This window comes from Massilia sp. MS-15 (assembly GCF_020176695.1).
Taxonomy (GTDB): Bacteria; Pseudomonadota; Gammaproteobacteria; order Burkholderiales; family Burkholderiaceae_D; genus Telluria; species Telluria hydrophila.
The window spans coordinates 18,469-31,860 of sequence record NZ_JAIWIA010000061.1 but is presented as its reverse complement, the minus strand read 5'-3'; the positions used below and the strand labels follow the sequence as shown (position 1 = coordinate 31,860).

At 64.9% G+C, this 13,392-nt stretch carries 11 protein-coding genes; 8 read left to right on the top strand and 3 right to left on the bottom strand.

What is annotated here, in order from left to right; genetic code table 11:
• Positions 1–555 precede the first annotated feature (555 nt).
• Entirely contained in the window at positions 556–1,059 is a 504-nt protein-coding gene (locus LCI23_RS19240; protein WP_224948068.1) for a nuclear transport factor 2 family protein, read from the top strand.
• 4 nt (positions 1,060–1,063) lie between these two features.
• On the opposite strand, the gene LCI23_RS19235 is transcribed toward LCI23_RS19240, so the two are convergent.
• On the bottom strand, positions 1,064–2,506 hold the full coding sequence (locus tag LCI23_RS19235; RefSeq protein ID WP_224948067.1) for a DHA2 family efflux MFS transporter permease subunit: 1,443 nt from the start codon (positions 2,504–2,506) through the stop codon (positions 1,064–1,066).
• Positions 2,507–2,595: 89 nt separating this feature from the next.
• Positions 2,596–3,120 (bottom strand): acyloxyacyl hydrolase, encoded by a 525-nt coding sequence (locus LCI23_RS19230; protein WP_224948066.1) that lies wholly within the window; start codon positions 3,118–3,120, stop codon positions 2,596–2,598.
• Between the two features lie 178 nt (positions 3,121–3,298).
• Here LCI23_RS19230 and LCI23_RS19225 point away from each other — a divergent pair, with 178 nt between their 5' ends.
• Positions 3,299–3,997, top strand: coding sequence for a suppressor of fused domain protein (locus LCI23_RS19225; protein WP_224948065.1), 699 nt, complete (start codon positions 3,299–3,301; stop codon positions 3,995–3,997).
• Positions 3,997–4,890 carry an NAD(P)-dependent oxidoreductase gene (locus tag LCI23_RS19220; protein ID WP_224948064.1) on the top strand — a complete coding sequence of 298 codons (894 nt, stop codon included), beginning with the start codon at positions 3,997–3,999 and terminating at the stop codon, positions 4,888–4,890. The genes LCI23_RS19225 and LCI23_RS19220 overlap by 1 nt, the downstream gene beginning before the upstream one ends.
• Positions 4,891–4,952: 62 nt before the next feature.
• Here the strand turns inward: LCI23_RS19220 and LCI23_RS19215 are convergent, their stop codons facing one another.
• Positions 4,953–6,146 (bottom strand): M20 aminoacylase family protein, encoded by a 1,194-nt coding sequence (locus LCI23_RS19215; RefSeq protein WP_224948063.1) that lies wholly within the window; start codon positions 6,144–6,146, stop codon positions 4,953–4,955.
• A 148-nt stretch (positions 6,147–6,294) separates the two neighbouring features.
• Here LCI23_RS19215 and LCI23_RS19210 point away from each other — a divergent pair, with 148 nt between their 5' ends.
• The 5 genes from LCI23_RS19210 (at position 6,295) to LCI23_RS19190 (ending at position 13,391) form a co-directional block, all read left to right on the top strand.
• Positions 6,295–8,400: a molybdopterin-dependent oxidoreductase gene (locus LCI23_RS19210; RefSeq protein WP_224948062.1), complete on the top strand. Its 2,106-nt coding sequence runs from the start codon at positions 6,295–6,297 to the stop codon at positions 8,398–8,400.
• A gap of 22 nt (positions 8,401–8,422) precedes the next feature.
• Complete coding sequence (locus LCI23_RS19205; protein ID WP_224948061.1) at positions 8,423–9,529, top strand: aminopeptidase; 1,107 nt, start codon at positions 8,423–8,425, stop codon at positions 9,527–9,529.
• Between the two features lie 143 nt (positions 9,530–9,672).
• Positions 9,673–11,358, top strand: a complete 1,686-nt coding sequence (locus LCI23_RS19200) for a long-chain-fatty-acid--CoA ligase (RefSeq protein ID WP_224948060.1) — start codon at positions 9,673–9,675, stop codon at positions 11,356–11,358.
• A 109-nt stretch (positions 11,359–11,467) separates the two neighbouring features.
• Positions 11,468–13,150 carry a long-chain-fatty-acid--CoA ligase gene (locus LCI23_RS19195; RefSeq protein ID WP_224948059.1) on the top strand — a complete coding sequence of 561 codons (1,683 nt, stop codon included), beginning with the start codon at positions 11,468–11,470 and terminating at the stop codon, positions 13,148–13,150.
• A gap of 10 nt (positions 13,151–13,160) precedes the next feature.
• Positions 13,161–13,391, top strand: a complete 231-nt coding sequence (locus tag LCI23_RS19190; protein WP_224948058.1) for a hypothetical protein — start codon at positions 13,161–13,163, stop codon at positions 13,389–13,391.
• Position 13,392 lies beyond the last annotated feature (1 nt).

Genomic DNA, 13,392 nt, shown 5'->3' with positions numbered 1-13,392 from the left:
AACCAGTGTGAAAGTAGGTTATCGTCAGGCTAGTTATATGAAAAACCCCGCAGAGTGATCTCTGCGGGGTTTTTTGCTTTGCGGCCGGACGAATCATGTTCGTGGGGAGGGAAGTTAGCAAACGTAACTTTGGTTGAAAAGACACTGCACGGGTCTAGACTGAATTGAAGTTTCCCATCAAAGGGCCTTGATCATGCTTACGCAGAACGCAGTATTGTTGAAACGGTGTGCCGCCGTATTGTTGCTGGCAGTCGGACTTGGCGGCTGTGCCGTCTATGGTCCGCCTTACGCCGGATATGATCCCTACTACGGAGGCAACGGCTACTCCAGCTACATCGGCCCTCCGGTCGAACTCAACCTTGGCTTGGGCTACTACAGCGGTTCGCGCTATTACCGGGGCGACCATGGCTGGCGAGACGGACGTGGATACCATCCACGCCGTGACTGGCGTGACGGCCGGGGTCGCGGCCGACATTGAAGCGTCCTAAGCTTGTCACTAGCCCGCTCCGCGGGCTTTTTCTTTATACTGCACAGTTTCCTACTTCAGGCACGTCAATGCGTTACCTCGCCGCTGTCGTCTTCGCCCTCATTCCACCATGCGCTTGTGCTGCCGACACGCCTGCTGCAGCCGTCGCCGAGCTATGGCGGGCATCCAGCCACGCGCCAGGTGTGGCGGCGGATGCCGACCGCCTGCAGCGCCTGTTCCGCGCCGACGCGGTAGTAGCCGGCGGTGTCTATCGCCAGGACAAGCCGGTATTCACTGCCATGAAGGCCACCGATTTCGTCGCCGGCCAGCGCCAGCCGCGGCCACACGGTTTCCACGAATGCGAAGTCGTGCGTGAGGTCAGGCAATATGACCGCTTCGCTACCGTGTACAGCGTCGTCGAAACACGCCGCGATCCGCAGTCGGCAAAGGCCGACTACACGGGCGTGAACAGTATCCAGCTGTACCGTGACGAAGAAGGCTGGAAGATCGTGTCGCTCTATTACCATGTCGAGAAACCGGGCATCCCGATTCCGCTGGACGCGGGCAAGAGCGGGGCCTGCCTAGCAGCGTGATGCTTCACACGCCTTCGCTGGTGACCGGTTCTGCTTCCTTGGCCTTGACCTGGCCGCGGCTGATGCTGTCGCCGTCATTGCTGCGCAGACGCCAGAAGATCGCCGAGGAGAGCAGGGTCAGCGCTGCCAGCGTCGCGAAGCCATGGTGCAGGGCTTGTGCCACCGCTTCCCGGTTGTCCTGCGCCACTGGTCCCAGGAACCAGGCGGTGACGATCGAACCGGCGGCCAGGCCGAAGCTCATCGACAGTTGCTGGAAGGAGCTCGACATCGTGCTGGCCATGCTCGAGTCGCGTGGCTCGATGTCGGCATAGGCCAGGGTGTTCATGCTGGAGAACTGCAGCGAATTGAAGAAGCCCTGCGCCAGGCTGATCGCAATGATCACGTAGAAGGGCGTACCTGGCCCGACCAGCATGAACATGGCGATCGTCAGGCCGATGCAGACCGTGTTCGCGGTCAGGATGTTGCGGTAGCCGAAGCGGGCCAGCAGCCGCGGCGCGAACATCTTCATGCCCATCGCGGCCAACGCGGCGGGCATCATCAAGAGACCCGACTGCCAGGCCGGCAGGCCCAGGCCCAGCTGGTAGAGCAGGGGCAGGAGGAAGGGCAGGCCGCCCACGCCCAGGCGCGTCAGGAAGCCGCCGGCCACCGAAATGCGGAAGGTGCGCACCTTGAACAGCGTCAGGCGCAGCAGCGGATGGCGGGTACGCAACGCATGCCAGGCATACGCGCCCAGCAAGCCCAGCGAGAGCGCCAGCAGCAGCCCGGCCGTCAGCAGGTCAAGCGAATGCTCGCCGAACACTTCCAGCAGCCAGGACAGGATGGCCGTGCCGCTGCTGAACAGGAGCAGGCCGAGCACGTCGAGCGGACGTTTTTCATCTCCCTGGTAATCCGGCATGTGCTTCCAGACCAGGTAGAGCGCGCCCAGGCCAACTGGCACGTTGACGAAGAAGATCACGCGCCAGGATGTCCAGTGGACGATCAGCCCGCCGACCGTCGGGCCCAGCAGCGGCCCGATGAGCGCAGGAATGATCACGAAGTTCATCGCTCCCAGCAGCTCGTTCTTGGGAAAGGTGCGCACGATCGCCAGGCGGCCGACCGGCATCATCATGGCGCCGCCCAGCCCCTGCAGCAAACGCGCGGCGGTCATCATCTGCGCATCCAGCGACAGGCCGCACAGCACCGAGGCGATGGTGAAGACGGTGATGGCGATGAAGAAGACACGCCGCGTGCCGAAGCGGTCCGCCATCCAGCCGCTGAGGGGGATGCCGACCGCCAGGCCGAGGATGTAGCTGGTGACCACCGATTTCAGGCTCAGCGGCGTGACCTGCAGGCTGGCCGCGATACTGGGAATGGCGGTGTTGACGATGGTGGCGTCGAGCTGCTCCATGAACAGGGCAGTCGCGACAAGCCACGGCAGGTAGCGTTTGATGGTGCTGGGATCGGTCAATCGTGCCTCATGAAACCGGCAGGCCAGGCGACCCGCCCTGGTCCGATTGTGTCATAAATCGCCACCGTGCCACGCCCGGCACGAGGCGGTCAGAAGCGGTAGGCCGCCTTGGCCACGATCCAGTTGGCGCCCGCGTTCGGACTCTTGATGCTGGCGTTCGAATAATGCTGGAACTTCAGGCCGAAGTCCCACTTGGCGGTGGTGTAGCCGACGCCGATGTGGTCGCCGAACTGGAAGGCGGTGGACAGTACCTTGTCCTCGTTCTTGTACAGGGTGGACAAGAGGTTGACGCCGACGCCGATCTCGCCGTACAGGCCGAGCTTGCTGTCGCTCTGGTAGCGGAACACTGGCGTAAATCCGAGCACGGCAATGTTCTTGTGGCGGCCCGGGACGTTCTCGTAGGCGCGCAGGCGCCACAGGGCCAGGTTGGTTTCCCAGTAGCCCGACAGGTGGTGGCCATTGCCGGCGAACCAGCGCCGCTCCCAGTCCTTCTGGACCGCGACGCGCAGCATGCGCTGCTGGGGATTGGTGCCAAACTCGAAGGACGCTGAATCAGCCCAGCCGCCAAGGGACTGCGCGTGGCCGGCCGGGGCGCAGAAAACGGTCGCAAGCATCGTGGCAATGCCAACAATGTTTTTCACAGTGGACATGTTGTTCTTTCTTAACAAAACCGAAATATTGTGCGGTGCGTTATTGTACTAGTGAGTACACGTGGGCGTTGTTCGCCACCTTGCGCTGCCGCGACGGTATGATAGATGCCCCGCAGCGCGCACTTCCTATTCCACGATCCGCATGACCGAACCGACCAGCACCCCCTTGTACCCGCTTGCCGCCCCGACCCAGCAGCAAGTGGCCCCCACCGTCTTGCCGCATGATCCTGTTGCCGAGCACATTGCCGCCCACCTCGGCCAGATCGACACCGTGTTCCACGACACGGTCGCGGATCCGGTGCAGGTCGATATCCATGTGATCCCGGCCAATGCACACACGCCCTTCATGCGGCTGGTCACCTCGGGCATGAGCAGCCGTCCGATGCGCGTGCCGGAAGGCGCACCGCCGTTCGCCGAACTGATGATGGCACTGCCCGCGGACTGGAAACTGGACGAGGCTTCGGTGCGCGACGAGCGCTGGTTCTGGCCTGTGGCCCTGTTGCGCCACCTGGCCCATTACCCGCACCAGCATGCGACCTGGCTCGGCCTTGGCCACACGCTACCGAATGGCCATCCGGCCAAGCCGTATGCGCAGGGCGTCGGCTTCACCGGCGCCATCCTGCTGCCACCGGCATCGGCGCCGGAAGCCTTCGCCGCCCTCGAACAGGAAGGCAAAGACATTTATTTCCATTGCGTGGTGCCGCTCTACGAAGCCGAGCTGGCCCTGGTCAAGCGCAAGGGCTTCCCGGCCCTGCTCGACGGCTTCAACGCCAAGGGGGTGACCGACCTGGTCGTCCCGGGCCGCAAGAACACCGTCAAGAAGTTCCTCGGCCTGTTCTGATGCGCACGCTGGCCTTCCTCGGCATCGGCCTGATGGGAAGGCCAATGGCCACGCGCCTGGCGCAGGCCGGCTTCGGCCTGCGCGCCTGGAACCGCAACCCCGCCAAGGCGGAGGCGCTGCGCGCCAGCGGAGTGCAGCCGGTGGCGGACCTGGCCCAGGCCGTGCAGGGCGCGCAGTGCGTTCTCTCCATGCTCGAAGCGGGACCCGCGGTAGGAGAGGTGATGCGCGCCGCACTGCCAGCGCTGACGCCGGGTACGCTCTGGATCGACATGAGCTCGACGCGCCAGGACGAGGCGCTGGCTTTCCAGGCGCTGCTGGCGGAGGGCGGCTGCCGCTTCATCGATGCGCCGGTATCGGGCGGTGTCGGCGGGGCCGAGGCCGGTACCCTGGCCATCATGGCGGGCGCCGCGCCCGAGGATTTTGACCAGGTGGTCAACATCTTGCAGGCGCTGGGCCGGCCGCAGCGTGTCGGCCCCGTGGGCAGCGGCCAGGTGGCCAAGCTGTGCAACCAGCTGATCGTCGGCGCCACCCTGAACGTGGTAGCGGAAGCCCTGCTGCTGGCCCAGGCCGCCGGCGCCGACCCGGCGGCCGTGCGCGAAGCGATCCGCGGCGGCTTTGCCGGCAGCCGGATCCTGGACGTGCATGGGCAGCGCATGCTGGAGCGCAATTTCGTGCCGGGCGGCCAGGTCAAGACCCAGCTCAAGGACCTGCGCAACGTGCTGGCGGCCGCCGCCGGCGCGGGCCTGCATTTGCCGGTAACGGAACTGGTGACGCGGCAGTACGAAACGATCGCGGATGCGGTGCCAACGGCGGATCATGCCGCCGCGCTGCTGGCACTGGAATGGATGAATCCGGGCATCCGCCTCGGAGAAATGACAGACCAGCTCCCGTAGGGTGGGCAAGTTCCTTGCCCACGCGTTCAGCCAGCCGCCGAACACCCGTCCACGCTACAAGGTCACGACATCGGCAGGCGCATCTCCACCAGCCGTACCCAGTAACTCGCCCCGATCGGCAGCAGCTTGTCGTTGAAGTCATAGCTCGTGTTGTGCAGCTGGCATGGCCCGAGCCCGTGTCCGCCACTGCGGTGCGCCCCATCGCCATTGCCGATGAAGACATAGCAGCCCGGCTTCTCCTGCAGCATGAAGGCGAAATCTTCCGCCCCCATGGTCGGCTCCACGTTCGCATCCACCCGCTCGGCCCCGGCCACGGCCCGCATCGCCTCGATGGCGAACGCGGTCTGCTCCGGATGGTTGACCAGCGGCGGGTAGTTGCGCTTGAAGCCGAAGTCCACCGAGGCGTGAAACGCCGCCGCCACGCCCGTGGCGATTTCTTCCATGCGGCGCTGGATCAGGTCCAGCACGGTCGTCGAGAAAGTGCGCACGGTGCCCACCAGTTCCGCCGTGTCCGGAATGACGTTGGTGGCGCTGCCCGCGTGGATCTGGGTGATCGACAGCACCGCCGATTCGAGCGGGTTCGTTTCGCGTGACACGATGGTCTGCCAGGCCTGCGCGATCTGTACCGCCACCATCACCGGGTCGATGCCGCGGTGCGGCTGGGCCGCGTGCGCCCCCTTGCCGCGCACCGTTACGCGAAACTCGTTACTGGAAGCCATCATCGGCCCCGGCACGACGCCGAAATGTCCTTCCGGGATGCCCGGCCAGTTGTGCATGCCGTACACCGCCTCCATCGGGAACTGGGTGAACAGGCCATCGTCCATCATGCGCCGTGCGCCGCCACCGCCTTCCTCGGCGGGCTGGAAGATCAGGTAGACGGTGCCGTCGAAGTTGCGGTGCTGCGCCAGGTGGCGGGCGGCGCCGAGCAGCATGGCCGTATGGCCGTCGTGGCCGCAGGCGTGCATCTTGCCCGGATGGCGCGAAGCATGCTCGAAGCCATTGATCTCTTGCATGGGCAAGGCGTCCATGTCGGCGCGCAGCCCGATCGCGCGCGGCGAAGCACCGTTCTTGACAATGCCGACCACGCCGGTCACGCCCAGTCCGCGCACGACCGGAATGCCCCATTCCGTCAGGCGCGCCGCGACCACGTCGGCGGTGCGCTGCTCTTCGTAGCACAGTTCCGGATGCGCATGCAGGTCGCGCCGGATGGCTTGCAGTTCCGCTTGATGCGAAAGGATCGGTTCCACGAGTTTCATCTGTCTCTCCCTTTTTTGTCATGCTTGCATTGCAGGCTTTGAATCATTGTAGCCTGCCTTAAACAGTCGATGAAAGAGGGGGCGCGAAGGGCGGCGGAATCGGATAAAGTATTGGTTTGACGAAGTATTTTCCCCTTTTTTTCCGCCCATGCCAGTCACACAAGTCCGCGCCGCCTGCCCCCACGATTGCCCCGATACCTGCGCCATCCTCGTCACCGTCGACGATGGCGTGGCCACGGAAGTGAAAGGCGATCCGGAGCATCCGACCACCGCCGGCGTGCTGTGCACCAAGGTCTCGCGCTATGTCGAGCGTACCTACCACCCGGACCGGGTGCTGTACCCGATGCGCCGCATCGGCCGCAAGGGAGAAGGGAAGTTCGAACGCATCAGCTGGAGCGAAGCGATCGACGAGATCGCCACGCGCCTGGGCGGCATCGCCGCGCGCGATCCGCAGGCGATCCTGCCCTACAGCTATGCCGGGACGATGGGCCTGGTGCAGGGCGATTCGATGTCCCTGCGCTTCTTCAACAAGCTGGGTGCTTCGCTGCTGGACCGCACCATCTGCGCCACCGCCGGCGCCACCGGCTACCGGTACACGGTCGGCGGCGCGATCGGCACCGACATCGAACACTTCCAGGATGCGAAGCTGATCCTGATCTGGGGCGGCAATCCGATCGCATCCAACCTGCACCTGTGGATGCGCGTGCAGGAAGCCAAGCGGCGCGGCGCGACGCTGGTCGCGATCGATCCCTACCGCTCGCTGACGGCCGAAAAGTGCCACCAGCACATCGCCCTGCTGCCCGGCACCGACGCCGCCCTGGCGCTGGGCCTGATGCACGTGCTGATCCAGGAAGACCTGGTCGACCACGACTACGTGTCCAGGTACACGCTGGGCTACGGGGAGCTGCGGGAGCGCGCCCTGGAATGGACGCCCGAGCGCACCGCCGCGACCTGCGGCATCACGGCGGACGAAGTGGTGGCGCTGGCGCGCCTCTACGGCCAGACGGCAAGGCGCGGCGAGGGCGCGGCGATCCGCATGAACTACGGCCTGCAGCGCGTGCGCGGCGGCGGCATGGCGGTACGCAACATCGCCTGCCTGCCGGCCCTGGTCGGGGCCTGGCGCCACAAGGCGGGCGGCGTGCAGCTGTCCACTTCCGGCTCCTTCCCGGCCAACCGGACGGCCCTGCAGCGACCGGACCTGCTGGGTGGGCGCAATGTGCGCACCATCAACATGACCACCATCGGCGACGACCTGCTCAGGGAGTCGTCGCCGGACTTCGGCCCGAAGATCGAAGCCGTGATCGTGTACAACGCCAACCCGCTGGCGATCGCCCCGGATTCGGCCAAAGTACAGCAGGGCTTCGAACGCGAAGACCTGTTCACCGTGGTGCTGGAACACTTCCAGACCGACAGCGCCGACTATGCCGACATCCTGCTGCCGGCCACCACCCAGCTCGAGCATGTCGATGCGCACCTGGCCTACGGCCACCTGTACATGATGGCCAACAATGCGGCAATCGCGCCGGTGGGCGAAGCCAAGCCGAATACCGAAGTCTTCCGCCTGCTGGCCGCGCGCATGGGTTTCGACGATCCCTGTTTCAGGGAGACCGACGATGAACTGGCCGCCCAGGCTTTTGATCGGCGCCACGAGCGCGCGGTGCACTTCGACTGGGAGTCGCTGAAGAAGCAGGGCTGGCAGAAACTGAAGATGCCGGAGGCGCCGTTCGCCGAAGGGGGCTTCCCGACCCCGTCCGGCAAGTGCGAATTCTATTCGAGCAGCATGGCGCGCGACGGACTGGATCCGGTGCCCGCCTATATTCCTCCTTATGAATCGGCCGCTTCCAATCCCGAGCTGGCCAGGAAATATCCGCTGGCGATGATTTCTCCTCCGGCGAGGAACTTCCTCAACTCAACCTTTGTCAACGTACAAAGCTTGCGCGCAACAGAGGGCGAGCCGCACCTCGACATGCACCCGAACGATGCCGCCCGCCGCGGCATCCGGCACGGCGACATGGCGCGTATCTTCAACGACCGCGGCTCGTTCGTCGCCCGTGCACGCGTCACCGACAAGGCGCGCGAAGGGCTGGTGGTGGGCTTGTCGATCTGGTGGAAGAAACTCGCCAGCGACGGCAAGAACGCGAACGAAGTGACCAGCCAGCGCTTGACCGACATGGGCCGGGCGCCCACTTTCTACGACACCCTGGTGCAGGTCGAACAGGCCGCACCGCCGATGCGAGATGAACTCCACCACTAGACTGTCCCGGACCCTGCGGTCCATGTCCCTACGCCACATCGTGGCCGCCGCCGCCGCGGCCCTGATGTTGTCAAGCTGCTCATCCCTTTCCTACTATGGCCAGGCCGCCCAGGGCCAGCTCGAACTGCTGACGGATTCCCGTCCGATCGATGACTGGCTGGCCGATCCCGCGACGAAACCGACCCTGCGCCACCGCCTGGAGGCGGCGCGCCAGATCCGCCGCTACGCGATCCAGGAGCTGAAGCTGCCCGACAATGGCAGCTATACCAATTTCACCAACCTGAAGCGCCCCTACGTGCTGTGGAACGTGGTGGCCACGCCCGAGCTGTCGCTGAAACCCATGCAGTGGTGCTTCCCGGTAGCCGGCTGCGTGAACTACCGCGGCTACTACAGCAAGGACCAGGCCCAGGCCTATGCGCGCGAGCTGCGCGCCCAGGGCCATGACGTGGAAGTCGGCGGCGTCAGCGCCTATTCGACCCTGGGCTGGTTCAGCGATCCCTTGATCTCGACCTTCATCCACTATCCGGATGCCGAGCTGGCGCGCCTGATCTTCCACGAACTGGCGCACCAGGTCGTGTACGCGCCGGGCGATTCGAAGTTCAACGAATCCTTCGCCACCGCGGTGGAGCAGGCCGGCGTCGAGGGCTGGCTGGAGCGCTTCGGCAACCCGGCCATGGTCGAGGCCTTTGAACGCTACACGGCGCGCAAGAAGGATTTCATGGCGCTGCTGGTACGCTACCGCGGCGAGCTGGAGAAACTCTATGCCGGCGACGCCAGCCGCGAGGACAAGCGCGCGACCAAGGCACGCCTGTTCATCGCGCTGAAGGACGATTACCAGGTGCTCAAGGCGAACTGGGGCGGGTATGCCGGTTACGACCGCTTCTTTGCCGAACCCTTGTCGAACGCCCACCTGGCCTCGATCGCCACCTACAACGACTTCGTGCCGGCTTTCCGCGCCCTGCTGCGCAAGGAGCGCAGCTGGCCCGCCTTCTACAAGGCCGTGAACCAGCTGGCCAGTCTGGCCAAGGCCGACCGCCACCGTGTATTGACCAGGCTGGCGGCGCCGGCGCCGAACGCGCCGCTGGTGGTGCAGCGCACCATGGGAGACATCGCCGATTTGGGGAAATAAGCCCGGATAGAGGACACGTTCCAATCGACTTAAAAGAACTTGCGCGCATTGCCGCTGCCCGATAGCATCACAAAAGGCGATAGCAAAGGCGCAAGCTACGCGCGCCCCCACAACGATAACATTCGAGACAAAAAGGGCATCCGATGGACAAAATCTGGCTGAAGTCGTACCCCCCGAACGTACCAACCGAGATCAACCCGGACCAGTACGCGTCACTGGTGCACCTGCTGGAGGAATCCTTCAGCAAGTATGCCAGCCGCAACGCCTACGTTTGCATGGACAAGTTCCTGACCTACGGCGAGCTGGATGCCTACTCGAAGAAGCTGGCCGGCTGGCTGCAGAGCCGTGGCATGGCGCGCGGCGCGCGCGTGGCGATCATGATGCCGAACGTGCTGCAGTACCCGATCGCGATCGCAGCCGTGCTGCGCGCCGGCTACACGGTGGTCAACGTCAATCCGCTGTACACGCCACGCGAGCTCGAGCACCAGATCAAGGACTCGGGCAGCGAGGCGATCATCGTGCTCGAGAACTTCGCGCACACGGTGCAGCAGGTGATGGGCAAGACCCCGCTCAAGCACGTGGTGGTGGCAAGCATGGGCGAGATGCTGGGTGGCGCCAAGGGCATGCTGGTCAATTTCGTGGTACGCAGCGTCAAGAAGATGGTGCCGGAATACTCGCTGCCGAACATGGTGCGCTTCAAGGACGCCCTGGCGCAGGGCGCGAAGATGCCGTTCAGCCGGGTCGAGCCGGCGTCGTCGGATGTCGCCTTCCTGCAGTACACCGGCGGCACCACCGGGGTGTCGAAGGGCGCGACCCTGACGCATCGCAACGTGATCGCCAACGTGCTGCAGACCGAGGAATGGTCGAAACCGGCGATGGGGCAGTCCAGCGAACAGACCGTGATCGTGTGCGCGCTGCCGCTGTACCACATCTTCGCGCTGACGGCCTGCGCCATGTGGGGTATGCGTACCGGCGCGCTGAACATCCTGATCGTGAACCCGCGCGACATCCCGGGCTTCATCAAGGAGCTGCGCAAGTACAAGATCAACATGCTGCCGGCGGTGAACACGCTGTACAACGCCCTGGTCAACCACCCGGACATCGGCACCGTCGATTTCTCCGGCCTGAAGGTCTCGAACGGCGGCGGCATGGCGGTGCAGAAGGCCGTCAACGACAAGTGGAAGCAGGTCACGGGCACCGCGATCATCGAAGGCTACGGCCTGTCGGAGACCGCGCCGGTGGCCACCTGCAACCGCGCCGACGTGAAGGAATTCACCGGCACCATCGGCCTGCCGATCCCGTCCACCGACATCGCGATCCTGGACGACGAAGGCAAGCCGATGGGCATCGGCCAGATCGGCGAGATCGCGATCCGCGGCCCGCAGGTGATGGCCGGCTACTGGAACCGCCCGGACGAAACGGCCAAGGTCATGACGCCGGACGGCTTCTTCAAGTCGGGCGACGTCGGCATCATGGACGAGAACGGCTACGTGAAGATCGTCGACCGCAAGAAGGACATGATCCTGGTCTCGGGCTTCAACGTTTACCCGAACGAGCTGGAAGGCGTGATCGCCGGCCACCCGGGCGTGCTGGAATGCGCCGTGATCGGCGTGCCGGACGAGCATTCCGGCGAAGCGGTGAAGGTGTTCGTGGTGCGCAAGGACCCGAACCTCACGGCCGAGCAGCTGATGGACTACTGCAAGCAGCAGTTCACCGGCTACAAGAAACCGAAGTACATCGAGTTCCGCGACGAGCTGCCGAAGACCAATGTGGGCAAGATCCTGCGGCGCGCATTGCGGGACGAGAAGCAGGCGGAAACCACCACCTGATGGCAGCATGATGGCTGGCACGGTTGCCGGCCCGTCGAAGCCGCCCGCGTCCCGGGCGGCTTCGCGTTTTTTATGGACACAGCAAGAGAACACGGAAGGTGAGGCACGGATGGACAAGTTTTGGCTCAAGTCGTATGAGGAAGGCGTCGCTACGGAAATCGATCCGACCCAGTACCGCTCCCTGACGCACCTGCTGGAGGAGGCATTCCGCAAGCATGCCGACCGCAAGGCCTACGCATGCATGGGCAAGACCCTGACTTTCGCCGAACTGGACCGCCTGTCAAGCCGGATGGCCGCCTGGCTCCAGGCCAAGGGACTCAAACCCGGCGCGCGCGTGGCCATCATGCTGCCCAACGTGCTGCAGTATCCGGTAACCATGGCCGCCGTGCTGCGCGCCGGCTACGTGATTGTCAACGTCAACCCGCTGTACACGCCGCGCGAACTGCAGCACCAGCTGGTCGACTCGGGCGCCGAAGCGATCGTGGTGCTGGAGAACTTCGCGCACACGCTGGAGCAGGTCGTGCAGCACACCCAGGTCAAGCACGTGGTGGTGGCCAGCATGGGCGACCTGCTGGGCGGCGTGAAGGGCATGCTGGTCAACCTGGTGGTACGCAAGGTCAAGAAGATGGTGCCGGCCTGGTCGCTGCCGGGATCGGTCGGCTTCAAGCGCATGCTGTCGGACGCCGCGGGCGCCACGCTGAAGCCGGTCGCCATCGGCCACGACGACATCGCCTTCCTGCAGTACACCGGCGGGACCACCGGCGTGTCGAAGGGGGCGGTGCTGCTGCACCGGCATGTGATCGCCAACGTGCTGCAGAACGAAGCCTGGTTCGGCCCGACGCTGCGCAGGATGCCGGCCGGTGAGCAGCCCCAGTTCGTGTGCGCGCTGCCCCTGTACCACATCTATGCGCTGACCGTGTGCGCGCTGCTCGGCCTGCGCGTGGGCGGCATGAATCTCCTGATCCCGAACCCGCGCGACATCGCGGGCTTCGTGAAGGAGCTGAAGGACTACCGCATCAACGTGTTCCCGGCCGTGAATACCCTGTACAACGGCCTGGTGAACAATCCCGACTTCGCCCGGCTCGACTTCTCGGGCCTGATGCTGTGCCCGGGCGGCGGCATGGCGGTGCAGAAGGCGGTGGCCGACAAGTGGCTGGCCATCACCGGCACCCCGATCGTCGAAGGCTACGGCCTGTCCGAGACGTCGCCGGTGGTCACCGCCAACCGCTGCGACATTACCGAGTTTACCGGCACCATCGGCCTGCCGCTGCCCTCGACCGAGATCCGCATCCTGGACGAAGCCGGCCAGGAAGTCCCGTTCGGTACCGCCGGCGAGATCGCCGTGCGCGGCCCGCAGGTGATGGCCGGCTACTGGCAGCGCGACGACGAGACGGCCAAGGTCATGACGCCGGACGGGTTCTTCAAGACCGGCGATGTCGGCATCATGGACGAGCAAGGCTACACCCGCATCGTCGACCGCAAGAAGGACATGATCCTGGTCTCGGGCTTCAACGTCTACCCGAACGAGATCGAAGGCGTGGTGGCGGCGATGCCGGGCGTGCTGGAAGTGGCCTGCGTGGGCGTGCCGGACAAGAATTCGGGCGAGGCGGTCAAGCTCTACATCGTGAAGAAGGACGCTGCCCTCACCAGCGAGGACGTGGTCGCCTACTGCAAGGAACAGTTCACGGGCTACAAGCGGCCGAAGTACGTGGAGTTCCGCGAGACGCTGCCGAAGACCAACGTCGGCAAGATCCTGCGGCGCGAGCTGCGCGACGAAAAACAGAACGCCTGAAGAGGACAGCATGAGCAAGGAGACGAACAAGGGGGGTGTGCGCCAGTTCCTCAAGCTGGTGCTGCTGGTCGCGCTGTTCGCCTTTATCGGTGGGGTCCTCGCCGGGGCGATCGTGCGCGGCCTGGGCAGCATCGGCTATCCGCTTGGCGAGACCGGGCAGGCCGTGGTCCGCTACGTCATGATCGGGCTGGTTGTCGGCGCCGTGCTGCCGCTGGCGCGCCGCTTCGGTGGACGGCGCTAGC